This window comes from Pseudomonas sp. S3E12 (genome assembly GCF_001702295.1).
GTDB classification, from domain to species: domain Bacteria; phylum Pseudomonadota; class Gammaproteobacteria; order Pseudomonadales; family Pseudomonadaceae; genus Aquipseudomonas; species Aquipseudomonas marginalis.
Genome location: NZ_MBDT01000032.1, coordinates 125,822 through 147,794, shown reverse-complemented (window position 1 = coordinate 147,794; position 21,973 = coordinate 125,822). Strand labels below are relative to the sequence as shown.

17 protein-coding genes and 2 riboswitches are annotated in these 21,973 nt (G+C 63.3%); of the genes, 9 read left to right on the top strand and 8 right to left on the bottom strand.

What is annotated here, in order from left to right:
• The first annotated feature begins 3 nt into the window (after window positions 1-3).
• A complete protein-coding gene (locus BB029_RS25120; protein WP_065941222.1) occupies window positions 4-951 on the top strand; it encodes a DUF1853 family protein in 948 nt (315 codons plus the stop codon).
• Window positions 952-1,077: 126 nt separating this feature from the next.
• Here BB029_RS25120 and BB029_RS25115 read toward each other — a convergent pair whose 3' ends face one another.
• The 4 genes from BB029_RS25115 to cobW form a co-directional block, all read right to left on the bottom strand.
• Complete coding sequence (locus BB029_RS25115) at window positions 1,078-1,680, bottom strand: VWA domain-containing protein (protein ID WP_065941749.1); 603 nt, start codon at window positions 1,678-1,680, stop codon at window positions 1,078-1,080.
• A 53-nt stretch (window positions 1,681-1,733) separates the two neighbouring features.
• Entirely contained in the window at window positions 1,734-2,732 is a 999-nt protein-coding gene (locus tag BB029_RS25110; protein WP_065941221.1) for an ATP-binding protein, read from the bottom strand.
• A gap of 84 nt (window positions 2,733-2,816) precedes the next feature.
• Window positions 2,817-6,578 carry a cobaltochelatase subunit CobN gene (cobN, locus tag BB029_RS25105; RefSeq protein WP_065941220.1) on the bottom strand — a complete coding sequence of 1,254 codons (3,762 nt, stop codon included), beginning with the start codon at window positions 6,576-6,578 and terminating at the stop codon, window positions 2,817-2,819.
• A gap of 3 nt (window positions 6,579-6,581) precedes the next feature.
• Window positions 6,582-7,643, bottom strand: a complete 1,062-nt coding sequence (gene cobW, locus BB029_RS25100) for a cobalamin biosynthesis protein CobW (RefSeq protein ID WP_065941219.1) — start codon at window positions 7,641-7,643, stop codon at window positions 6,582-6,584.
• Between the two features lie 89 nt (window positions 7,644-7,732).
• Window positions 7,733-7,933, bottom strand: a riboswitch (cobalamin riboswitch).
• A gap of 42 nt (window positions 7,934-7,975) precedes the next feature.
• A riboswitch (cobalamin riboswitch) is annotated at window positions 7,976-8,181 on the top strand.
• Between the two features lie 96 nt (window positions 8,182-8,277).
• Here cobW and BB029_RS25095 point away from each other — a divergent pair.
• From BB029_RS25095 to cobM, 4 genes are all read left to right on the top strand, one after another.
• Entirely contained in the window at window positions 8,278-8,466 is a 189-nt protein-coding gene (locus tag BB029_RS25095; protein WP_065941218.1) for a CbtB-domain containing protein, read from the top strand.
• 11 nt (window positions 8,467-8,477) lie between these two features.
• Window positions 8,478-9,182 (top strand): CbtA family protein, encoded by a 705-nt coding sequence (locus tag BB029_RS25090; protein WP_065941217.1) that lies wholly within the window; start codon window positions 8,478-8,480, stop codon window positions 9,180-9,182.
• Complete coding sequence (locus BB029_RS25085; protein WP_065941216.1) at window positions 9,179-9,571, top strand: cobalamin biosynthesis protein; 393 nt, start codon at window positions 9,179-9,181, stop codon at window positions 9,569-9,571. The genes BB029_RS25090 and BB029_RS25085 overlap by 4 nt, the downstream gene beginning before the upstream one ends.
• Window positions 9,572-9,641: 70 nt before the next feature.
• Window positions 9,642-10,388 carry a precorrin-4 C(11)-methyltransferase gene (gene cobM / locus BB029_RS25080; protein ID WP_065941215.1) on the top strand — a complete coding sequence of 249 codons (747 nt, stop codon included), beginning with the start codon at window positions 9,642-9,644 and terminating at the stop codon, window positions 10,386-10,388.
• A 384-nt stretch (window positions 10,389-10,772) separates the two neighbouring features.
• Here the strand turns inward: cobM and nfuA are convergent, their stop codons facing one another.
• Together nfuA and BB029_RS25070 are read right to left on the bottom strand one after the other, a co-directional pair.
• Window positions 10,773-11,357 carry a Fe-S biogenesis protein NfuA gene (gene nfuA, locus BB029_RS25075; protein WP_027606479.1) on the bottom strand — a complete coding sequence of 195 codons (585 nt, stop codon included), beginning with the start codon at window positions 11,355-11,357 and terminating at the stop codon, window positions 10,773-10,775.
• A 93-nt stretch (window positions 11,358-11,450) separates the two neighbouring features.
• Window positions 11,451-13,742 carry a fatty acid cis/trans isomerase gene (locus tag BB029_RS25070; protein ID WP_065941214.1) on the bottom strand — a complete coding sequence of 764 codons (2,292 nt, stop codon included), beginning with the start codon at window positions 13,740-13,742 and terminating at the stop codon, window positions 11,451-11,453.
• A gap of 165 nt (window positions 13,743-13,907) precedes the next feature.
• On the opposite strand from BB029_RS25070, the gene metH reads away from it, so the two are divergent.
• Together metH and BB029_RS25060 are read left to right on the top strand one after the other, a co-directional pair.
• Entirely contained in the window at window positions 13,908-17,618 is a 3,711-nt protein-coding gene (gene metH / locus BB029_RS25065) for a methionine synthase (protein ID WP_065941213.1), read from the top strand.
• A gap of 52 nt (window positions 17,619-17,670) precedes the next feature.
• Window positions 17,671-17,889 (top strand): DUF2970 domain-containing protein, encoded by a 219-nt coding sequence (locus BB029_RS25060; protein ID WP_027606482.1) that lies wholly within the window; start codon window positions 17,671-17,673, stop codon window positions 17,887-17,889.
• Here the strand turns inward: BB029_RS25060 and BB029_RS25055 are convergent.
• Complete coding sequence (locus BB029_RS25055) at window positions 17,886-18,953, bottom strand: ABC transporter substrate-binding protein (RefSeq protein WP_065941212.1); 1,068 nt, start codon at window positions 18,951-18,953, stop codon at window positions 17,886-17,888. The two genes, BB029_RS25060 and BB029_RS25055, sit on opposite strands and share 4 nt — an antisense overlap.
• Window positions 18,954-19,375: 422 nt before the next feature.
• Here BB029_RS25055 and BB029_RS25050 point away from each other — a divergent pair, with 422 nt between their 5' ends.
• Both BB029_RS25050 and BB029_RS25045 read left to right on the top strand, forming a co-directional pair.
• Complete coding sequence (locus BB029_RS25050) at window positions 19,376-21,034, top strand: nitrite/sulfite reductase (protein WP_065941211.1); 1,659 nt, start codon at window positions 19,376-19,378, stop codon at window positions 21,032-21,034.
• Window positions 21,018-21,512 carry a DUF934 domain-containing protein gene (locus tag BB029_RS25045; protein WP_003235539.1) on the top strand — a complete coding sequence of 165 codons (495 nt, stop codon included), beginning with the start codon at window positions 21,018-21,020 and terminating at the stop codon, window positions 21,510-21,512. Before BB029_RS25050 ends, BB029_RS25045 begins: the two co-directional genes overlap by 17 nt.
• Before the next feature lie 40 nt (window positions 21,513-21,552).
• Here BB029_RS25045 and BB029_RS25040 read toward each other — a convergent pair whose 3' ends face one another.
• Window positions 21,553-21,957, bottom strand: a complete 405-nt coding sequence (locus tag BB029_RS25040) for a MerR family transcriptional regulator (RefSeq protein WP_027606485.1) — start codon at window positions 21,955-21,957, stop codon at window positions 21,553-21,555.
• Window positions 21,958-21,973: the final 16 nt, after the last annotated feature.

The window sequence follows — 21,973 nt, the reverse complement described above, 5'->3', positions numbered from 1 at the left end:
ACCATGACTGTGTTCCCGGATTTGCACAACCTGCCCCGCCAGCTGCGCCACCCCGAGGTGCGCGACCTGGCGTGGGTGATGCTCGCCCCGCCGATGCTCGCGCAGACGCCGTGGCCACAGCGCCACCCGCTGGCGGGCAGCGACTGGGTGCAGGCGCCCGACCGTCTTGAACACTGGCTACGCGCACTCGACCAGGACAGCCGCGCCTTGCAGCACTGGTTGAGCCTGTCACGCACCCGGCGCCTGGGCCTGTACTACGAACGCCTGTGGCAGTTCGCCGTGCAGCATGCGCCGGGGGTGGAACTGCTCGCCGCCAACCTGCCGATCCGCCGCGCCGGGCACACCCTGGGCGAGCTGGACATGCTGCTGCGCGACCGCGATGGCGTGCATCATCTGGAACTGGCGATCAAGCTGTACCTGGGGCCGCAGGACGGCAATGGCCAGGACACCGCGCAGTGGTTGGGCCCAGGCTGCCATGATCGGCTGGACCGCAAGCTGGCGCACCTGGCCCAGCATCAATTGCCGATCTCGGCGCGGGCAGAAAGCCGCGAGGTGTTGGCGGCCCTGGATATTCAGCAGTTTGACGCGCACCTGTGGCTCGGCGGGTATTTGCTCTATCCCTGGCCTGGGCTGGCCGAACCGCCCCGCGGCGCCCATCCGCAGCATTTGCGCGGGCGCTGGTTGCATCAGCGGGACTGGCGGGATTTTGTCAGCGCCAGTGCGCCAGGCCGCTGGCAACCGTTGCCCCGGCATGCGTGGCTTGCGCCGGCGCATTACCCGGCGGATGAGGTGTGGAGCGAAGAACAGATGCAGGCCTGGCTGGCAGACCTTGATCCGATGGCGCCTGCGCAGCTGCTGGTGCGCATGGTGCAGAACGGCGAGGATTGGGAGGAGGCCGAGCGTTTGTTCCTGGTGGCGGATCTTTGGCCGAATGTGCCGGGGGCTGGCTGATGGAGGGTGTGGTGTATGTGAGGGCCTCATCGGGGGCAAGCCCCCTCCCACACTGACCGCATTCCAAATGGGTGTACTCGATCAAATGTGGGAAGGGGCTTGCCCCCGATGGCGGTGGTACCGCCACTACAACTCATCGATATGCCGATAATCCAACTGCAACCCCACCGCCAGCTCCTGGGCCCGCCCCAGCCTGATCGGCCCGCGCTCGATATCCACCAGCAACCCCGCACACGCCAATAACGGCAACCCGCCGATGTCCTTGAGGCGCCCATCCGTGATCACCAGTACACGCTGCTGCTCGGCCGGATAACGCTTGCGGCGCGCCACCAGCCAATGCGCGGCCTCGGTCAGCGCCGCCAGCAACGGCGTGCCACCGCCGGCGCCCAGCTGATCCAGCCAGCCAGCCAGGCCTTTCGCAGCTTTCAACCCCTGTACCTGCCACTTCGGTGCCTGGCCGCTGGCGGTCAACAACGCCATGCGCGCCCTTTGCCGGTAGGCGTCGTCAAACAGCTGGGCGAGCAAGCCCTTCGCATCGGTTAATGCACGATGCCGCCGGGTGGACGCCGACGCATCCACGATCACCAGCCACAACTCATGGGCCGAGCGGCTGCGCAGGTGGTAGCGCAGGTCTCCACGGGAGTGCGGCCGGCCGCCGAGCAAGGTGCCCGGCCAGTTGATCGAACCCTGCTGTGCGCTGCGTGCCTTGCCCTGCCTGCCGTTGTCCAGTCGCCCCGCCTTGGGCCGGGCATCCGCCCCCGCGTCAGGTCGGGGGCGAATGCCTAGGGCTTTTTTGGCCAGGCGGGCACGTCTCGGCGCGTGCCCGTGGGCAGGGCCGGTGCGGGCATATCGCCCCATTGGCCTTGGCCGGGCGAGGTGTCCGAGGGTGTCGGCGACGGCCCTTGATTGGGTGGGCTGGCCGGTGGGGATTGCTCTTGGCGACGGTGGCGCAAGGCAAATTCCGCCACCGCTTCGATGTCTTCTTCGGCAATGGTATCCGCGCCCCGCCACGCCGCGTGGGCCCGGGCGCCCCGCAGCCAGACCAGGTCTGCGCGCAAGCCGTCGACACCGGCGGCAAAGCAACGCTCGGTGATCTGCGCCAGGGCCTGATCATCCAGCTCGATACTGTCCAGCCGCGCCCGCGCCTGGGTGCAGCGCTGGCGCAGCGCCGCCTGCTGTTCGGCCCACTGGGTGCAGAAAGCGGCGGGATCGCTGTCGAAATCCAGGCGCCGCCGGATGATCTGCCCGCGCTCGGCCGGCAGCGTCTGCCCGCTCAGCGCCACGTTGAAACCGAAGCGGTCCAGCAGTTGCGGGCGCAACTCGCCCTCCTCCGGGTTCATGGTGCCGATCAGCACAAAGCGCGCCGAGTGGCGATGGGAAATGCCGTCGCGTTCGATCAGGTTGGTGCCGCTGGCGGCGACGTCGAGCAACAGGTCCACCAGGTGATCGGGCAGCAGGTTGACTTCATCCACATACAACACGCCGCCGTCGGCCTTGGCCAGTACCCCAGGGGAAAACTGCGCGCGGCCTTCCCCCAGCGCGGCATCCAGGTCCAGGGTACCCACCAGGCGCTCTTCGGTGGCGCCCAACGGCAAGGTGACGAATTGGCCGCTGGCCATCAGATCCGCCAGGCCACGGGCCAAGGTGGATTTGGCCATGCCACGCGGGCCTTCGATCAGCACACCGCCGATCTTCGGGTCGATGGCGGTCAGGCACAGCGCCAGTTTCAGGTCGTCGGCAGCGACCACGGCGGACAGCGGAAAATGGGGAATATCGGTCATTCGGTCTCTCTTTAAATTCTGCTGTACAAGTAATCACCCAGTAATGAGCAAGCCCGCCAGCCACAACAGGCCGCATCTCGCGCTCTAGCTGTCTTCTTCTATATCCAGCAACAGGTTTTCCAACGCCTCGCGATAAGCCCCGGGCTCCTGCCACAGGCCACGCTGCTGGGCTTCGAGCATGCGCTCGGTCATATCACGCAGCGCCGCGGGGTTGTGCTGCTGCACAAAGGCCCGGGTGTCAGGGTCCAACAGGTAGGCGTCGGCGAGCAATGCATATTGATGATCGTCGATCAGCGCAGTGGTGGCGTCGAAGGCGAACAGATTGTCCACGGTCGCGGCCATTTCAAACGCACCTTTATAGCCATGGCGCTTCACGCCGTCGATCCACTTGGGGTTGGCGGCGCGGGAACGGATCACCCGGTTCAGCTCTTCCTTCAAGGTGCGAATCCTCGGCAGGTCCGGCTGGCTGTGATCGCCGTGATAGCTGGCGGCCTTGTCGCCGCTCAGGGTTTCCACGGCGGCGAGCATGCCGCCCTGGAATTGGTAGTAGTCGTTGGAGTCGAGCAGGTCGTGCTCGCGGTTATCCTGGTTCTGCAACACCGCCTGCACCTGGCTCAGGCGCTGGGCAAACTGTGCGCGGGCAGCGGTGCCTTCGTCGGAGCCGCCATAGGCGTAGCCGCCCCAATTCAGGTAGACCTCGGCCAGGTCCTCGCGGCTTTGCCACAGGCGTCCGTCAATGGCGCCCTGCACGCCCGCGCCATAGGCACCGGGCTTGGCCCCGAAGATGCGCCAGCCGGCCTGTTTCGCTGCGGCCTCCGCATCCAGGCCGGAGGCCAGCAACGCCGCGCGCTCATTGCGCACCTTGGCGGCCAGCGGGTTCATGTCGTCCGGCTCATCCAGGGCCGCCACCGCCTGTACCGCCGCGTCGAACAGGCGGATCAGGTTGGCGAAGGCATCGCGGAAAAATCCGGACACGCGCAAGGTGACGTCCACGCGCGGGCGGTCCAGCAGGCTGATGGGCAGGACTTCAAAATCATCCACCCGTTGACTGCCGGTGGCCCACACCGGCCGTACGCCCATCAGCGCCATGGCCTGGGCGATGTCGTCGCCACCGGTGCGCATGGTGGCCGTGCCCCACACCGACAGGCCGAGCTGGCGCAGGTGATCGCCGTGGTCCTGCAGGTGCCGTTCAAGTATCAGGTTGGCGGACTGGAAGCCGATGCGCCACGCGGTGGTGGTGGGCAGGTTGCGCACGTCAACAGTGAAGAAATTGCGCCCGGTCGGCAGCACATCCAGGCGCCCACGGCTTGGCGCACCGCTCGGGCCGGCCGGGACAAAGCGCCCGCCGAGGGCCTCCAGCAAGCCGCGCATTTCCGCCGGGCCGCAGGCGTCCAGGCGTGGCGCCACGACGATGCGCAGGCTTTCGATCACCGCCTTCACCTCTTCCCAGCCAGGCTCTTCCAACTGTTCCAGCGGCCCTTCCAACGCCTGCTCGATCATTCGCGCCGCATACAACTCCAAGCGCTCGCGGGTATCCCCGGCGGTGCGCCACTGCTGCCCATCGATCTTCTGCAACACCGCCGGGCGTCGCCCGGTCCAGGGCTCGGCCAGGGCACAGTCCAGCGGGTCAAAACCCAGCGCGAACGCCTTGGCCAACACGCGCAGCAGGCTCGATTGCGGGCCACGGCCGTCGCCACGCGGGATGCGCAGCAAGGCCAGCAAGGTGTCGATGCGCAAGCGGCCCACGGGGGATTCGCCAAAGATGTGCAGGCCGTCGCGGATCTGCGACTCCTTCAAGTCGCACAGGTAGGTGTCGAGGCGCGGCAGCCAGATAGCAGCATCGGCGTCGCCATCCAGCTCAAGCTCCTGGTCGATGCGAGTTTCGCGCACCAGCTTGAGGATGTCTTTTTGCAGCTCGCGGGCCCGGCGCGGGTCGAGCAGTTGGGCTTCGTAGTATTCGTCCGCCAACAGCTCAAGGTCCCGCAGCGGCCCGTAGGTTTCGGCGCGGGTCAGTGGCGGCATCAGGTGGTCGATGATCACCGCCTGGGTACGCCGCTTGGCCTGGGCGCCCTCGCCCGGGTCGTTGACGATAAACGGGTAGATGTTCGGCAGCGGCCCCAGCAGCGCATCCGGCCAGCAGTTTTCCGAGAGCCCCACGCCCTTGCCCGGCAGCCATTCGAGGTTGCCGTGCTTGCCCACATGGATCACGCCATGGGCGCCGTAGGTGTGGCGCAACCAGAAGTAGAACGCCAGGTAGCCATGGGGCGGCACCAGGTCCGGGTCATGGTACACCGCGCTGGCATCCACCTGGTAACCCCGGGCCGGCTGGATGCCGACGAAGGTCTGGCCCAGGCGCAGGCCGGCGATCATCAGGCGGCCGTCACGGAACATTGGATCGTTGTGCGGCGCGCCCCATCGCTCCAGCACCGCCTGGCGGTTGGATTCAGGCAAGCGATTGAACATCGCCTCGTAGTCGTCCAGGCCCAGGCTTTGATGACAGGGGCGCAGGTCGAGGCTGTCGAGGTCGTTGGTGACGCCGCCGAGCAGCTCATGGATCAGCGCGGTACCGCTTTCGGGTAGTTGCTCCGGCACCGGATAGCCTTCGGCTTGCAGGGCACGCAGGATATTCAGTGCGGCAGCCGGGGTGTCCAGGCCCACGCCATTACCGATACGACCATCGCGGGTCGGGTAGTTGGCAAGGATCAGGGCGATGCGTTTATCCCCATTCGGCACCCGTGCCAGCTCGACCCAACGGCGCGCCAGCTCGGCGACGAAATCCATGCGTTCGGGCGCTGCGCGGTAGCACACCACGTCCGACTGGCTGCGCTCGCTGCGCCAGGCCAGATCCTTGAAGCTGATCGGCCGGCTGATAATCCGCCCGTCCAACTCGGGCAAGGCAATGTGCATCGCCAGGTCGCGCGGGCCCAGGCCTTGCTCGCTGGCCTGCCAGCCCGGCTGGTTATCCTGGGCGCAGATCGCCTGGATCACCGGGATATTGCGGCGAAACGGCCGCAGATGCGGGGCTTCGGGGCTGGATTGGGCAAAACCGGTGGTGTTCAGGATCACCGCCGCGCCGACCTCATCCAGCAGGTCCTCGACCACCGTCAGGCAGCCGGGCTCTTTCAAACTGGCCACCGCCATCGGCAACGGGTTGAGGCCTGCCGCCTGCAAACGCTGGCAGAACACATCGATAAAACCGGTATTGGCCGCCTGCAAGTGGGAGCGGTAGAACAGCACCGCCGCCACGGGCCAATCCGCGTGCCAATCGGTCTGCCAGTCATTGAGGCGAGGGTTGGCTTTGTGCGGGTGATAGATCGCGGTACGCGGCAAGGTCTGCGGCTCGGCCCACGGGTAATCGCGGTCCAAGTAGCCGCTGGCCAGGCAGCGGAAAAAATCCAGCGCGTTAGCGAGCCCGCCCTGGCGCAGGAAGTGCCACAGGCGGTCGCGCTGTTCGGCACTCACCGTGCTCAGGCCGCTGAGTTCCGGGTCCGGGCGGTCATCCCCCGGCACCAGGATCAGCGTAACGCCACGCTCGGCCAGCTCCACCAGGCGCTCGATACCGTAGCGCCAGTAACCGATGCCGCCGTGCAGGGAAATCAGGATGACCTTGGCGTGGCGCAGCACCTCATCGACATACAAATCGACCGAGGCGTGGTTCTGCACCTGCATCGGGTTGGCCAGGCGCAGGCTGGGGTAATCCTCGGGCAACTGCTGGGCGGCTTCGGCCAGCAGCGCCAGGCTGGAATCGCCGCTGCACAGGATCACCAGTTCGGCGGGAGTTTGGCCAAGGTCGGCAATATTGTCGTCCGCGACGAAACCACCGGGCTGAGTCCTGAGCAGGTGCATGGGTTAAACGCTGAGGGCGGCGCGCAGTTGCGCTTCGAGGCCCGCCGCGTCCAGCTCTTGGCCGATCAGCACCAGCCGCGTGATGCGCGCTTCGTCGGCGCCCCAGGCACGGTCGAAGTGCTTGTCGAAACGCGTACCCACACCCTGGATCAGCAGGCGCATCGGCTTGTTCGGGATGGCGGCGAAGCCCTTGACCCGCAGGATGCCGTGCTGAACCACCAATTGGTTCAGGGCGTCGAGCAGCAGCGCTTCGTCGGCTTGGGGCAGGTCGATGGAGATGGAATCGAAGGCGTCGTGATCGTGATCTTCCTCACCTTCGTGGTGATGATCGTGGTGGCTATGGCGAGCGTCGATATGTTCTTCGGACCCCGCGCCCAGGCCGATCAACACGTCCAACGGCAGGCGACCGCTGCTGGCTTCGATGATCTTCACCGCCGGCGGCAGCTCTTCGGCGACTTCCAGGCGTACACGGGCCAGGTCTTCGGCGCTGATCAGGTCGGATTTGTTGAGGATCACCAGGTCGGCGCTGGCCAACTGGTCGGCAAACAGCTCGTGCAGCGGCGATTCATGGTCGAGGTTCGGGTCGAGCTTGCGCTGGGCGTCGACCTGATCCGGGAACGCCGCAAAGGTGCCGGCGGCCACGGCCGGGCTGTCGACCACGGTGATGACCGCATCAACCGTGCAGGCGCTGCGGATTTCCGGCCACTGGAAGGCCTGTACCAAGGGTTTCGGCAGGGCCAGGCCCGAGGTTTCGATAAGGATATGGTCGAGGTCGCCGCGACGGGCAACCAGTTCGCGCATCACCGGGAAGAACTCTTCCTGTACGGTGCAGCACAGGCAGCCGTTGGCCAGCTCGTACACGCGGCCGTTGGCCTCTTCTTCGGTGCAACCGATGGAGCACTGCTTGAGGATCTCACCGTCGATGCCCAGTTCGCCGAATTCGTTGACGATCACCGCAATGCGACGGCCCTGGGCGTTGTCGAGCATATGGCGCAGCAAGGTGGTCTTGCCCGAGCCGAGGAAGCCGGTAACGATGGTGACGGGGAGTTTGGCCAGTGTTTTCATCGGATGCCCTTTGGGGCGGGCATACGGGACGATGGGCCCTGCGGCGCGCAGAAGCGGATTTCGTCACCGGATCACCCCGCCCGGTTGAATTGGAAAATCGGTGGCGAGGCAGGTCTCCTGGCTTGGGGCTTGCGGGTCTTGCGACCGGCGCCGACTGCGCCTTCCCGCCGCAGTGGCAGTGGCGTGGCAGTCAGATAAACCCTTCACAGTTGCGGGGGCAGCCGCGGCTTTGACCGCGTTCCCTTCTTAGCTTCGACCTGGGCCGAAGAACCTCGAGGGTGCAAGGCTACAGGGGCTCGCCGCATTTGACTACCGTCCCCGGCCCATGCTCTCCTACACATCTTGTTTCGGGTGCCCTTCACAGGGTGAAACGGGAAACCGGTGAGTCATAGCCTTATGACGAGTCCGGTGCTGCCCCCGCAACGGTAAGCGAGTGAAGCGTCAGATCCACTGTGCCTGTACGGCATGGGAAGGCGACGTTTTATAGACCCAGTGTCCCTCGCAAGCCCGGAGACCGGCCCGAATAACATCGAATAACAAACCCGCGGTGGGCGGGCGCTGTTAAAATCCTGCGTGCCTGGCTCGCGGGGTTTGCATGCGCTCGTGTCACCCTGACACCTGAAAGGGACGCGCCATGTCGATCGTCAGCAGCACCTCGCACACCGCCAGCAGCTCCGCCACCCTCAGCCAACGCCTGACCGCCGCCATCGGTGCGTCGATCCTCGGCGCGTGCCTGGTGTACTTCGCCGGTTTCTCCCATATCGAGGCGGTGCACAATGCTGCCCACGACACCCGCCACAGCGCCGCGTTCCCGTGCCACTGAGGCCTGCCGACATGATCAAGCGTATTGCGCAAACCGCAGGGTTCACCGGCCTGCTGGCCGCCCTGCTGCTGACCCTGCTGCAAAGCTTCTGGGTCGCCCCGCTGATTCTGCAGGCGGAAACCTTTGAAAAAGCCCCTGCCACAACGGAAGTCGTGCATGAGCACGCCGCTGGCGCCGCTGCACACACCCACGACGCCGAAGCCTGGGAGCCGGAAGACGGCTGGCAGCGCGTGCTGTCGACCACCGGCGGCAACCTGGTGGTCGCCGTCGGCTTCGCCTTGATGCTCGCCGGCCTCTATACCCTGCGCGCCCCTACCCGCACGGCCCAAGGCTTGCTGTGGGGCCTGGCCGGCTACGCGACCTTTGTGCTGGCGCCCACCCTGGGCCTGCCACCGGAGCTGCCGGGTACTGCCGCCGCTGACCTGGCGCAACGGCAGATCTGGTGGATCGGCACCGCTGCCTCGACGGCTGTGGGTATTGCCCTGATCGTGTTTGGTCGCAACTGGCTGCTGAAAGTCCTGGGCGTGGCGATCCTGGTGGTGCCGCATGTGATCGGTGCACCGCAGCCGGAAACCCATTCGATGCTGGCGCCGGAAGCCCTCGAAGCGCAGTTCAAAATCGCTTCGCAGTTGACCAACGTGGCGTTCTGGCTGGCCCTTGGCCTGATCAGTGCCTGGTTGTTCCGCCGTAACCGTGACGATCAATACTCGGCATGACCCTGGTGGTCGGCCTGGGTTGCCAGCGGGGTTGTGATGTCGACACCCTGCTGGGCCTGTTGGACAGCGCCCTGGCCGAGGGCGGGATCGAGCGCCAGCGTGTCACGGCACTGGCCAGCATCGACCGTAAACAGGACGAGCCAGGGTTACTCGCCCTGGCCCGACTGCTCGACCTGCCCTTGCAATGCTTCAACGCCGGGCAACTGGCCGTTTACGAAGACCGGCTGAGCCACAAATCGGCGGTCGCGTTTGCCCATACCGGCTGTTACGGCGTCGCCGAAAGTGCCGCCCTGGCCCTGGCCGAACAGCTCTGCGGCTGCCCTGCCCGCTTGTTGATCACCCGCCAGAAAACCGCCCAGGCCACCTTTGCATTGGCCTGCGCCGGCTAAAATCCCGATAATCGTCAGTCCCGATCATGAGCAATCTTCATGCTCGCCCGTTTTTCCACAGGAATTCTCCATGACCGTCTACTTTATCGGCGCCGGCCCCGGCGATCCGGAATTGATCACTGTCAAAGGCCAGCGCCTGATCCGCAGTTGCCCGGTGATCATCTATGCCGGCTCGCTGGTGCCGGCGGCGGTGCTGGAGGGTCATCAGGCGCAACAGGTGGTCAACAGCGCCGAACTGCACCTGGAACAGATCATCGAACTGTTCAAGGCTGCCCACGCCAACGGCCAGGATGTGGCCCGCGTGCACTCCGGCGACCCGAGCCTGTATGGCGCGATTGGCGAGCAGATCCGTTACCTGCGCGAGTTGGGCATCCCCTTCCAGATCATTCCCGGCGTCACCGCAGTGGCCGCCTGCGCAGCGTTGCTGGAGACCGAACTGACCTTGCCGGACATCGCCCAAAGCGTGATCCTGACCCGCTACGCCGATAAAACCCGCATGCCGGCCGGCGAAGACTTCGACAGCCTGGCCCGCCATGGCACGACCATGGCGATTCATCTGGGGGTCAACCATTTGGAGAAGATTGTCGCCGAACTGCTGCCGCACTATGGCGCAGACTGCCCGATTGCCGTGGTACACCGGGCGACATGGCCGGATCAGGATTGGGCCGTGGGCACCCTCAGCGATATTGCCGACAAAGTCGCCGCCAAGGGCTTTCGGCGTACGGCGTTGATTGTGGTGGGGCGAGTACTGGCGAGTGATAGTTTCAGTGAGTCGTCGTTGTATCGGGCGGGGCATGCGCACCTTTATCGGCCTTGATTATTTACTTCAAAAATCAAAGCAATCATTGATTTTAATAGCTAAATACAAAACAAAATGTGGGAGGGGGCTTGCTCCCGATGGCGGTGTGTCAGCTTCCTCATGAGTCGACTGAGGCACCGCTATCGGGAGCAAGCCCCCTCCCACATTTGACCTTCCTTGTCAGGGAGATAGAGTCAACATTCGAATTTGATTTTTTAATTCACAAACCATCAACAACACACTGATTTAACTGAATAAATGCAAAAAATGTGGGAGGGGGGGGGGCTTGTCCCCTCCCACACTTAATCCTACTTGTTAGATAGATGGCATAACTGTTTGAATTTTAATAATAAAAAACGACGCTCACGGGCGCCGTTTTTTTGTTCGCAGTGAACACCTTACTCAGTAGTAGGCGTTTTCTTTCTGCGTGTGGTCCGTCACATCACGGACGCCCTTGAGCTCCGGAATACGCTCGAGCAAGGTCCGCTCGATGCCCTCGCGCAGGGTCACGTCTGCCTGGCCGCAGCCCTGGCAGCCGCCGCCGAACTTCAATACGGCAATGCCGTCATCGACGACGTCGATCAGGCTGACCTGACCGCCGTGGCTTGCGAGCCCCGGGTTGATCTCGGTTTGCAGGTAGTAGTTGATACGCTCGTTGACCGGGCTGTCGGCATTGACATTAGGCACCTTGGCGTTGGGCGCCTTGATGGTCAATTGGCCGCCCATGCGGTCGGTGGCGTAGTCGACCACGGCATCGTCCAGGAAGGCTTCGCTGAAGTTGTCGATATACGCGGTGAAGCTTTTCAGCCCCAGGGCGGTGTCTTCAGGTTTCTCTTCACCGGGCTTGCAGTAGGCGATGCACGTCTCGGCGTACTGGGTGCCAGGCTGGGTGATAAAGACGCGGATGCCGATTCCCGGGGTGTTCTGCTTGGACAGCAGGTCAGCCAGGTAATCGTGGGCGGCGTCGGTAATGGTTATGGCAGTCATGGAAACTCCTCACAGGCTTGACGGCAGTTTACGCCAAAATATTACGCAGGTACAAAGTCCGAGTAATTTTGTCGGAAAAGACGCTCGCCTCTGTCAGAGGTTTTCATAACGGTTCATATCCAGCACCCCTTCTTCCACCGGCGTCGTCTCGCGGATGTACTGGGACAAATCGTGGAAATACTGCCAGAACAACGGGTGGCTGCGGCGCACGCCCCAGCGGTCGACAATTTTTTCAAAGCGATTGGCGTCCTTGGCCCGCTCCATTTCGGCGACGAATTCGGGCACTTCCTGGGCAGGGATGTTGAACATGAAGTTCGGGTAACTGCTGAGCACTCCAGGGTAAAGGGTCAGTGTGTCCAGGCCCGGCTGATAGCGATAAGCCTCACCCAGCAGAAATGCCACGTTACTGTGAGCGCGGTTGCGCAGCAGGCTGTAGACCACACGCTTACCGCTGGCGGTTTCGACGCGCAGCATCGTCGCTTCGGGTAACTGGTCAATCACCTTGAGCCCCGCCGCCGGGCGTGAAGTCAGGCGGCTGAGCGCCTGTTCGGCGTCCTGCAGCGCCGGGTCGATACCGTCGCGCGAACAAAACGCGCCCCCGCAACGGTTGATCGGATCCGGGCTGGCATTCAGGTCGCCGTAGCGGGCAAGCAACTGGTTGGCGAAGTCGCGCTTGGGGTCCTTTTTATCCAGGTGCAAGGCGGTAGGCGTGTCGTCGTCGATGGCTTCGTAATCCAGCCACAGCTTGATCTTGCCGCTGTTCTGGTACCAATCATCCATAAACGCATCGCGGCTATTGGCCGGCATCAGGCGCAGGAAGTTCTGCTCGGCACCGTTGCGGATCAGGTCGAAGTACAGCCGGGTCTGGGCCTGGTGCGATACGTTGCCGAACACATCGAAATTGACCACCAGTTGGTAGTAGGTGCGTTCGAGCAACGGATAGTCGAACAACCACAGTGTCTGCGGGACTTCACCGATCAGGCCCTTATTGACCGAGGCGCTGTCGAAGTGGCGGAAGATGCTTAACAGGGCGTTGTCATTGCCGGCCCACAGGGTCGACCAACTGGGCGCCGGCAGATCGGCATAGCTGTCTCGCCGCAGGGCTTCGTACTGGTTGCGCTTATCGCGGTATTCGAGCCACAGGCTGAGCACACTGCCCACGTCATCATTCTGCCCTGGCATCGCCAGCAACGGCGTGGCCTGGCCGCGATAGCGAGCATCGGTGATGTACAGGTCGTGGTCGGGCGCCTGGAACAACGCCCAGAAATTGTCGCGGATCACGTCCGTGGCAATTTGCCCGCGGCACACCGGCCCACGAATAAACGTGCGCACAAAGTATTCGGCGTTATCCAGCATGAACTGGTAACGCGCCTGGGCCGGAATCGCCTCGAACGTCTCGAAAGGGTTGGCCCGCCGGCCAGGGCCGTAGCCGGGCAAGGCGCTGACCTGCCAGTCGCCGCTGTAGAACAGGGCTTTGATCCGCGCCATTTTCTCCGCGCTGAGGGGGTAGGTGATGTGGGTCTTGTGGACGATCACCCCTTCCACGGGCCATAGGCGGTAGTACACGCGGGTGCCGGGATCGTCATTGGGGCGACGGGTATTGATCAGGTCAATCGGCTGGCCGCTGGGGGTACGCGAGCGCACCCACTGGAAGAAATGCCCAGGCTCACCGTCTTCGAAATACAGATGCGCAATGAACAGGTGCTCGAACAACCAGCGGGCCACCAGGCTTTCCCGCGCGCCGGGGGCGTTGAGCAGGTTTTCCCATTGCAGCACTTGCGCGGCTTCCCGAGCACTGGGGGCCACGCCTTGCTGGTCAATCGGTGCACCGGAGGCCAGCCAGCGTTGCAGGGTCTGGTACTGCTGGTCACTCAGGCCGGTGACCGCCAACGGCATGCCTTCCTTGGGATGGGCACCGGCATAGGCGTTGAACTCGCCCGGGGTGGCGCACATGTTTTCGCGGTTCAGGCCCAATACGATCTCTTCGGGCAACCTGGCATTGGGCTTCAGGGCTGCGGTATGCCCCAGCTCCAGCATGCGCGCCATCAACGCGGCCTGGCTGCCCTGGGCGTCGAGTACCGAATAAAAGCCCTTCTGCTGCCAGGCCTGCTTGCCGAAGGCGTCATAGAACAAGCGCGTGGTGGGTGTGGCCTGGCTGCGCTCGCCGTCGTAGACCGGCACTTTGGTCGCACCGCGCGCCGCGCCCTCGGCGCTGCCCAGGTTGAGCTGGCACGCGGAGTCATAGCACGCATGGCAGGCCACGCACTTCTCGGTGAAGATCGGCTGGATGTCGCGGGTATACGAGATCGCCGGAGCGGGACCTTCTGCCAGAGCGCTGCTGGCTATCAATGCCAGGACGGCGCTGACGATAAGACGAAGTGACATGTATCCGGTCCCGATTCAATGCGTGCGGTTTAAAGTGGCGGTGATTCTACCGGGCCATGCCCCCGCTCAACATGAGCGATATTCATGCAAAACCCGGACATGCCGCAAATCCGCACAGGTTTGTTATGATCCACGCCCTCCGTAATGCCTGACCAGAGTAGTCCCATGTCCGATCGTAGCGCTCGTCTGCAAGCCCTTCACCACGCCCTCAAGGAACGCATCCTGATCCTCGACGGCGGCATGGGCACGATGATCCAGAGCTATAAACTGGAAGAACACGACTACCGCGGCAAACGCTTCGCCGACTGGCCGAGCGACGTCAAGGGCAACAACGACCTGCTGGTGCTCACCCGCCCGGACGTGATCGGCGGGATCGAGAAGGCGTACCTGGATGCCGGTGCCGACATCCTCGAAACCAACACCTTCAACGCCACCCGCATCTCCATGGCCGACTACGGCATGGAAGAACTGGCCTATGAACTGAACGTCGAAGGCGCACGCCTGGCACGCAAGATCGCCGATGCCAAGACCGCCGAGAACCCGGCCAAGCCGCGTTTCGTCGCCGGCGTCCTCGGCCCGACCAGCCGCACCTGCTCGCTGTCGCCCGATGTGAACAACCCCGGCTACCGCAACGTCACCTTCGATGAACTGGTGGAGAACTACACCGAGGCCACCCAAGGCCTGATCGAGGGCGGTGCCGACCTGATCCTGATCGAGACCATCTTCGACACCCTCAACGCCAAGGCCGCGATCTTCGCCGTGCAGGGTGTGTTCGAAACGCTTGGTATCGAATTGCCGATCATGATCTCCGGCACCATCACCGACGCCTCCGGCCGCACGCTGTCGGGCCAGACCACCGAAGCCTTCTGGAACTCGGTGGCTCACGCCAAGCCGATTTCCGTGGGCCTGAACTGCGCCCTCGGCGCCAGCGAGCTGCGCCCGTACCTGGAAGAGCTGTCCAACAAAGCCAATACCCATGTGTCCGCGCACCCCAACGCCGGGCTGCCCAATGAATTCGGCGAGTACGACGAACTGCCGTCGGAAACCGCCAAGGTCATCGAAGAATTCGCCCAGAGCGGCTTCCTCAATATCGTCGGCGGTTGCTGCGGCACCACCCCGGGCCATATCGAAGCCATCGCCAAGGCCGTGGCCGGCTACGCGCCGCGTACTATCCCGGACATCCCCAAGGCCTGTCGCCTGTCGGGCCTGGAGCCGTTCACCATTGATCGCAGCTCGTTGTTCGTCAACGTCGGCGAGCGCACCAATATCACCGGTTCTGCGCGTTTCGCCCGCCTGATCCGCGAGGACAACTACACCGAAGCCCTGGAAGTCGCCCTGCAACAGGTGGAAGCCGGCGCCCAGGTGATCGACATCAACATGGACGAGGGCATGCTCGATTCGAAGAAGGCCATGGTGACCTTCCTCAATCTGATTGCCGGCGAGCCGGACATCTCCCGCGTACCGATCATGATCGACTCCTCCAAGTGGGAAGTGATCGAAGCCGGCCTCAAGTGCATCCAGGGCAAGGGCATCGTCAACTCCATCAGCATGAAGGAAGGCGTCGAGCAGTTCATTCACCACGCCAAGCTGTGCAAACGCTACGGCGCCGCCGTGGTGGTGATGGCCTTCGACGAGGCCGGCCAGGCCGACACCGAAGCGCGCAAGAAGGAAATCTGCAAGCGCTCCTACGACATCCTGGTGGATGAAGTCGGCTTCCCACCCGAAGACATCATCTTCGACCCGAACATCTTCGCGGTCGCCACCGGCATCGAAGAGCACAACAACTACGCTGTCGATTTCATCAACGCCTGCGCCTATATCCGCGACGAGCTGCCGTATGCGCTGACCTCCGGTGGCGTGTCCAACGTGTCGTTCTCGTTCCGCGGCAACAACCCGGTGCGGGAGGCGATCCACTCGGTGTTCCTGCTGTATGCGATCCGCAACGGCCTGACCATGGGCATCGTCAACGCCGGCCAACTGGAGATCTATGACCAGATCCCGGCCGAGCTGCGCGATGCCGTGGAAGACGTGGTGCTCAACCGCACCCCGGAAGGCACCGACGCCCTCCTCGCCATCGCCGACAAGTACAAGGGCGACGGCAGTGTAAAAGAAGCCGAGACTGAGGAATGGCGCGGCTGGCCGGTCAACAAGCGCCTGGAACACGCGCTGGTCAAGGGCATCACCACCCACATCGTCGAAGACACCGAAGAATCGCGGCTGTCGTTCGCCCGCCCGATCGAGGTGATCGAAGGCCCACTGATGTCCGGCATGAACATCGTTGGCGACCTGTTCGGCGCCGGCAAAATGTTCCTGCCCCAGGTGGTGAAATCCGCCCGCGTGATGAAGCAGGCCGTGGCCCACTTGATCCCGTTCATCGAGCTGGAAAAAGGCGACAAGCCGGAAGCCAAGGGCAAGATCCTGATGGCCACGGTGAAGGGCGACGTGCATGACATCGGCAAGAACATCGTCGGCGTGGTGCTTGGTTGCAACGGCTATGACATCGTCGACCTCGGCGTGATGGTGCCGGCCGAGAAGATCCTGCAAGTGGCCAAGGAGCAGAAGTGCGACATTATCGGGCTGTCCGGCCTGATCACGCCGTCCCTGGACGAGATGGTGCATGTGGCCCGCGAGATGCAGCGCCAGGATTTCCACCTGCCGCTGATGATCGGGGGTGCGACCACCTCCAAGGCGCACACGGCGGTGAAGATCGAGCCCAAGTACAGCAACGATGCAGTGATCTACGTCACCGACGCCTCCCGTGCGGTGGGCGTGGCCACGCAGCTGCTGTCCAAGGAATTGAAGGCCGGCTTCGTCGAGAAGACCCGCCTGGAATACATCGACGTGCGTGAACGCACGTCCAACCGCAGCGCGCGCACCGAACGCCTGAGCTACCCGGCGGCCATCGCCAAGAAGCCGCAGTTCGACTGGAGCACCTACACGCCGGTCAAGCCAACCTTCACCGGCTCAAGGGTGTTGGACAATATCGACCTCAACGTCCTGGCCGAGTACATTGACTGGACCCCGTTCTTTATCTCCTGGGACCTGGCCGGCAAGTTCCCGCGCATCCTGACCGATGAAGTGGTGGGTGAAGCCGCCACCGCGCTGTACGCCGACGCCCAGGAAATGCTCAGGAAACTGATCGACGAAAAACTCATCAGCGCCCGCGCGGTGTTCGGTTTCTGGCCGACCAACCAGGTGCAGGACGATGACCTGGAAGTCTACGGTGAAGACGGCCAGCCGATTGCCAGGCTGCACCACCTGCGCCAGCAGATCATCAAGACTGACGGCAAGCCGAACTTCTCCCTGGCCGACTTCGTCGCGCCCAAGGACAGCGGCGTGACCGACTACATCGGTGGCTTCATCACCACCGCCGGCATCGGCGCCGAGGAAGTGGCCAAGGCCTACCAGGACGCGGGCGACGACTACAACTCGATCATGGTCAAGGCCCTGGCCGACCGCCTGGCCGAGGCCTGTGCCGAGTGGCTGCACCAGCAGGTGCGCAAGGAACACTGGGGCTACGCCAAGGACGAGCAACTGGACAACGAGGCGCTGATCAAGGAGCAGTACAGCGGCATCCGCCCTGCCCCCGGTTACCCGGCGTGCCCGGACCACACCGAGAAAGCCCAGTTGTTCCAACTGCTCGACCCCGAGGCCCGCGAAATGCACGCTGGGCGCAGCGGCGTGTTCCTCACCGAGCACTATGCGATGTTCCCGGCGGCGGCAGTCAGTGGCTGGTACTTCGCCCACCCGCAGGCGCAGTACTTTGCCGTGGGCAAGATCGACAAGGACCAGGTGACCAGCTACACCGCGCGCAAGGGCCAGGACCTGGCCGTGACCGAGCGCTGGCTGGCGCCGAACCTGGGCTACGACAACTAAGCCGGCCTGGATTGTCTATGCTGTCCCTCACACACCTTGTGTCGAGGGATGTATGGACGATCCAGTCAACAACAAGCCGCCGACCTTCTGGCAGATGCTCCACAGCGTCATGGCCGCCGCCTTTGGCGTGCAGAGCGGCAAGAATCGCGCGCGCGACTTCACCCACGGCAAGCCCAGCCACTTCGTGATCCTGGGCATTCTGTTCACAGCAGTATTCGCCTTGACGCTGTTCGGCATCGTCAAGCTGGTGCTGCACCTGGCCGGCGTCTAGCGCAGCAGCAGGTGCAGGCTGAACGGGTAACGATAGGACACGGGCTTGTCCTGGGCGGACAACGCGCGGAAATTCACCGAGGGTGTCGGCCCCAGCAAGCGCCGCGCCTGGCCGGCATCGATCAATTGGAATAGCGCCAACTGCCGGTCGCGTCCGCCATAGGCGCCAATGTCCAGGCCCTTGGCATCGTCATGGACCAACACCATGGCCCAGCCGCCTACGGTGAAATGCCCGGCGACCAGGGACGACAAGCGTCCATCCAGGCGTGCCTGCAGGATCTCCGGCGAGCTGTTGAGCGCGCTGAACAGCACGTCCCTGCCCGGTAACCGCCCACTGCCCTCCAGCGCCTGCATGGCGCCCAGCGCCATCTGATCGTTGGCCGACCACACCAGCGCCGTCTGCGGGTAGCGCTTGAACAGTTGCGTCGCTTGTTCGAAGGCGCGTTCGCGGTTCCATTCGCCGTAGACCAACTGACGCAGGCGCACCTCGGGATGCTCGGCCAGCGCGCGACGCATGCCGCGCTCACGCAATTGCGCCCCCGGGGTGGACTTGGTCCCGGAAAACGCCAACAGGTCGAGGGGCTCGCCCGGCGCACCCGGACCGTGCTGGCGCAACAGATCACGGAGCATCAGGTAACCAGCCTGTTCATCGTCAGCCACCAGGCTGCCGATCAAACGGATGCCACGGCGGGTTCCCAGCAATTGCGCCTGATCGGAGGTCAGCGCGCTGTTCACCAGCAGCAGCTTGACGCCACTGCCCTCGGCCATGCGCAGGATCTGCGGTGCAACGTACTGCTCATTCACCAGCACCAGGTAATCAGGCCGCTGACTGCCTTGCAGCACCTCACGCGCCTGGGCCAGCGTGTTGCCGGCATCACGCTCGCCATAACGCACGCGCAGGTCCAGGCCGAGGTCCTTGGCGGCGGCCTGCATGAATTGCGCATAGCTGACCCAGAAGGTTTCCGTCGACATGCCCGGGTTGAGAAACACCACCGACGTTGCATGAGCCATCGCCCCACACGTCGATCCCAGCAACCAGACACACGTAATCAACACCTTCAACATGGATGCTTGAGCCTCGAAAATAGGCGGCCATGATAGTGGCAATGCCTGAACCAATCGAGGCTCAATCAACGTCCTTTATTGGTGGCTGACCCAGAAAACGGCCGTTCCCACCACCAGAATGATCAGGAACAGAATGGCCCAGGCATCAACGGTACTGTCAGGTTTACGGGCTTTGGTCGGATTGCTCATTGCATCGCCTCTTGTCGGTTTTATAGGTGATTGCACTCAAACACGCTCACAGTAAAGTTCACGATTGCCCGCATGACAAATGTGGGTATCACGATAACCCTTCTCATTAGTCATTTTGGTTATGTGCATATACTCAAACATCACTTTTGCGCATAAACGCAAACTGGTATCGTGCGCCGGCTCCGTTGGGAGTGCGCGGCCGTGCGCGCAGATTTGCCGAGAACAGGACCTATATGTACGTATACGACGAATACGATCAGCGCATCATCGAGGACCGCGTCAAGCAGTTCCGTGATCAGACCCGACGCTACCTAGCAGGTGAACTGAGCGAAGAAGAGTTCCGCCCTCTGCGCCTGCAAAATGGCCTTTATGTTCAGCGCTTTGCGCCGATGCTGCGGGTGGCCGTGCCGTATGGCCAACTGACTTCGCGCCAGACCCGCATGATGGCCAAGATTGCCCGCGACTTCGACAAAGGCTATGCCCACATCAGTACCCGCCAGAACGTGCAGTTCAACTGGCCGGCCCTGGAAGATGTGCCGGACATCCTGGCTGAACTGGCCACCGTGCAGATGCACGCCATTCAGACCAGCGGTAACTGCCTGCGCAACGTGACCACCGACCAATTCGCCGGGGTTGCCGCCGACGAGCTGATCGACCCACGCCCGTGGTGTGAAATCGTCCGCCAGTGGACCACCTTCCATCCCGAATTCGCCTACCTGCCGCGCAAGTTCAAGATCGCCATCAATGGCTCGACCTCGGACCGTGCCGCCATCGAAGTACACGATATCGGCCTGGAGCCGGTGTACAACGCGGCCGGCGAGCTGGGTTTCCGTGTTCTGGTGGGTGGCGGCCTGGGCCGTACCCCGGTGGTCGGTGCGTTCATCAACGAGTTCCTGCCGTGGCAGGACCTGTTGAGCTACCTCGACGCCATCCTGCGGGTCTACAACCGCTACGGCCGTCGTGACAACAAATACAAGGCGCGGATCAAGATCCTCGTCAAGGCGCTGACCCCTGAGGTGTTCGCCCAGAAAGTCGATGCCGAGATGGAGCACCTGCGCGGCGGCCAGACCACCCTGACCGACGCCGAAGTGCACCGTGTGGCCAAGCACTTCGTCGATCCTGAGTACAAGGCCCTGAGCAATCAGGATGCCGAGCTCGCAGCGCTCGACCAGCAGCACCCGGGCTTTGCGCGCTGGCGCACCCGCAACACCCTGGCGCACAAAAAGCCGGGCTATGTGGCCGTGACCCTGTCGCTGAAACCGACCGGTGTTGCACCGGGCGACATCACCGACAAGCAGCTGGACGCCGTCGCCGACCTGGCCGAGCGCTACAGCTTCGGCCAACTGCGCACCTCCCACGAGCAGAACATCATCCTCGCGGACGTTGAGCAGAGCCAACTGTTCACCCTGTGGGGCGAACTGCGCGAAGGCGGTTTCGCCACGCCGAACATCGGCCTGCTGACCGACATCATCTGCTGCCCGGGCGGCGACTTCTGCTCCCTGGCCAACGCCAAGTCGATCCCGATCGCCGAATCGATCCAGCGCCGTTTCGACGATCTGGACTACCTGTTCGACATCGGCGAGCTGGACCTGAACATCTCCGGTTGCATGAACGCCTGTGGTCACCACCATGTCGGCCACATCGGCATCCTGGGCGTGGACAAGAAAGGCGAAGAATTCTACCAAGTGTCCCTGGGTGGCAGCGCCAGCCGCGATGCGAGCCTGGGCAAGATCCTCGGCCCGTCCTTCGCCCAGGAAGCCATGCCCGAGGTGATCGGCAAGCTGATCGACGTGTACATCGAACAGCGCACCGAAGATGAGCGTTTCATCGACACCTACCAGCGCATCGGCATTGACCTGTTCAAGGAGCGCGTCTATGCAGCGAATCATTAAGAACAACGAAGTCCTCGACGAAACCTGGCACCTGCTGCCCAAGGACGCGAGCTTCGACGGCATCTCCAACTGCGACGACCTGATCGTGCCGCTGGCGCTGTGGCGCGAACATGGCCACGCCCTCAAGGCGCGCGACGGCGGCCTGGGTGTATGGCTAGACGCCGATGAAGAAGCCGAAGAGATCGGCGCTGACGTGGAGCACTTCCAGGTCATCGCCCTGAACTTCCCGGCCTTCACCGACGGTCGCAACTATTCCAACGCACGCCTGCTGCGTGACCGCTACGGTTACAAAGGCGAGCTGCGGGCCATTGGCGACGTGCTGCGCGACCAGTTGTTCTACCTGCGCCGTTGCGGGTTCGATGCCTTCGCCTTGCGCGCCGACAAAGATCCGTACGAAGCACTGGAAAGCCTCAAGGACTTCTCGGTGACGTACCAGGCTGCAACGGATGAACCGCTGCCGCTGTTCCGTCGTCGCTGAGTCTGCACAAATGAAAAAGCCCTGGCATGCCAGGGCTTTTTTATGAGTTGAGCTTGATCGACGCCAGCACCTGCTTCTGCCCCATCGAACACGGCACACCTTCCGGTTGCGCGCGTACCGCGTCGATCACCCCGACTAACTGCGCCTTGCTGTGCGCCAGTTGCGCCTGCATCGCTTCAATCTGCTCGACCTTGCGCTCGAGCGCCTCGATCAGCTCGGCGCGCTTGTGCTCGCCGGGGGCCGGCATCAGCGCCTTGAGTTCCTGCAAGGTGAAACCGGCCTGCTGCGCGCTCTGAATCAAGCGCAGCGTCTGCAAGGCCTCCGGTGCATAGCGGCGATAGCCATTGGCCTGGCGCCCCACCTGGCTGATCAGCCCTTCGGCTTCATAGAAGCGGATACGCGACGCCGCCAGCCCGCTCTGTTTTGCCAGCTCTCCAATATTCATCAAAACGCCTGCTTGA

Bases quoted from the DNA above. Each gene is read 5' to 3' on its own strand.
- BB029_RS25045 (WP_003235539.1), top strand. From the start codon at position 21,018: ATGCAGCGAATCATTAAGAACAACGAAGTCCTCGACGAAACCTGGCAC.
- BB029_RS25055 (WP_065941212.1), bottom strand. From the start codon at position 18,953: ATGTTGAAGGTGTTGATTACGTGTGTCTGGTTGCTGGGATCGACGTGT.
- cobW (WP_065941219.1), bottom strand. From the start codon at position 7,643: ATGAAAACACTGGCCAAACTCCCCGTCACCATCGTTACCGGCTTCCTC.
- cobN (WP_065941220.1), bottom strand. From the start codon at position 6,578: ATGCACCTGCTCAGGACTCAGCCCGGTGGTTTCGTCGCGGACGACAAT.
- BB029_RS25110 (WP_065941221.1), bottom strand. From the start codon at position 2,732: ATGACCGATATTCCCCATTTTCCGCTGTCCGCCGTGGTCGCTGCCGAC.
- nfuA (WP_027606479.1), bottom strand. From the start codon at position 11,357: ATGACTGCCATAACCATTACCGACGCCGCCCACGATTACCTGGCTGAC.
- BB029_RS25040 (WP_027606485.1), bottom strand. From the start codon at position 21,957: ATGAATATTGGAGAGCTGGCAAAACAGAGCGGGCTGGCGGCGTCGCGT.
- BB029_RS25070 (WP_065941214.1), bottom strand. From the start codon at position 13,742: ATGTCACTTCGTCTTATCGTCAGCGCCGTCCTGGCATTGATAGCCAGC.
- BB029_RS25090 (WP_065941217.1), top strand. From the start codon at position 8,478: ATGATCAAGCGTATTGCGCAAACCGCAGGGTTCACCGGCCTGCTGGCC.
- BB029_RS25050 (WP_065941211.1), top strand. From the start codon at position 19,376: ATGTACGTATACGACGAATACGATCAGCGCATCATCGAGGACCGCGTC.
- BB029_RS25120 (WP_065941222.1), top strand. From the start codon at position 4: ATGACTGTGTTCCCGGATTTGCACAACCTGCCCCGCCAGCTGCGCCAC.
- BB029_RS25095 (WP_065941218.1), top strand. From the start codon at position 8,278: ATGTCGATCGTCAGCAGCACCTCGCACACCGCCAGCAGCTCCGCCACC.
- metH (WP_065941213.1), top strand. From the start codon at position 13,908: ATGTCCGATCGTAGCGCTCGTCTGCAAGCCCTTCACCACGCCCTCAAG.
- BB029_RS25085 (WP_065941216.1), top strand. From the start codon at position 9,179: ATGACCCTGGTGGTCGGCCTGGGTTGCCAGCGGGGTTGTGATGTCGAC.
- cobM (WP_065941215.1), top strand. From the start codon at position 9,642: ATGACCGTCTACTTTATCGGCGCCGGCCCCGGCGATCCGGAATTGATC.
- BB029_RS25060 (WP_027606482.1), top strand. From the start codon at position 17,671: ATGGACGATCCAGTCAACAACAAGCCGCCGACCTTCTGGCAGATGCTC.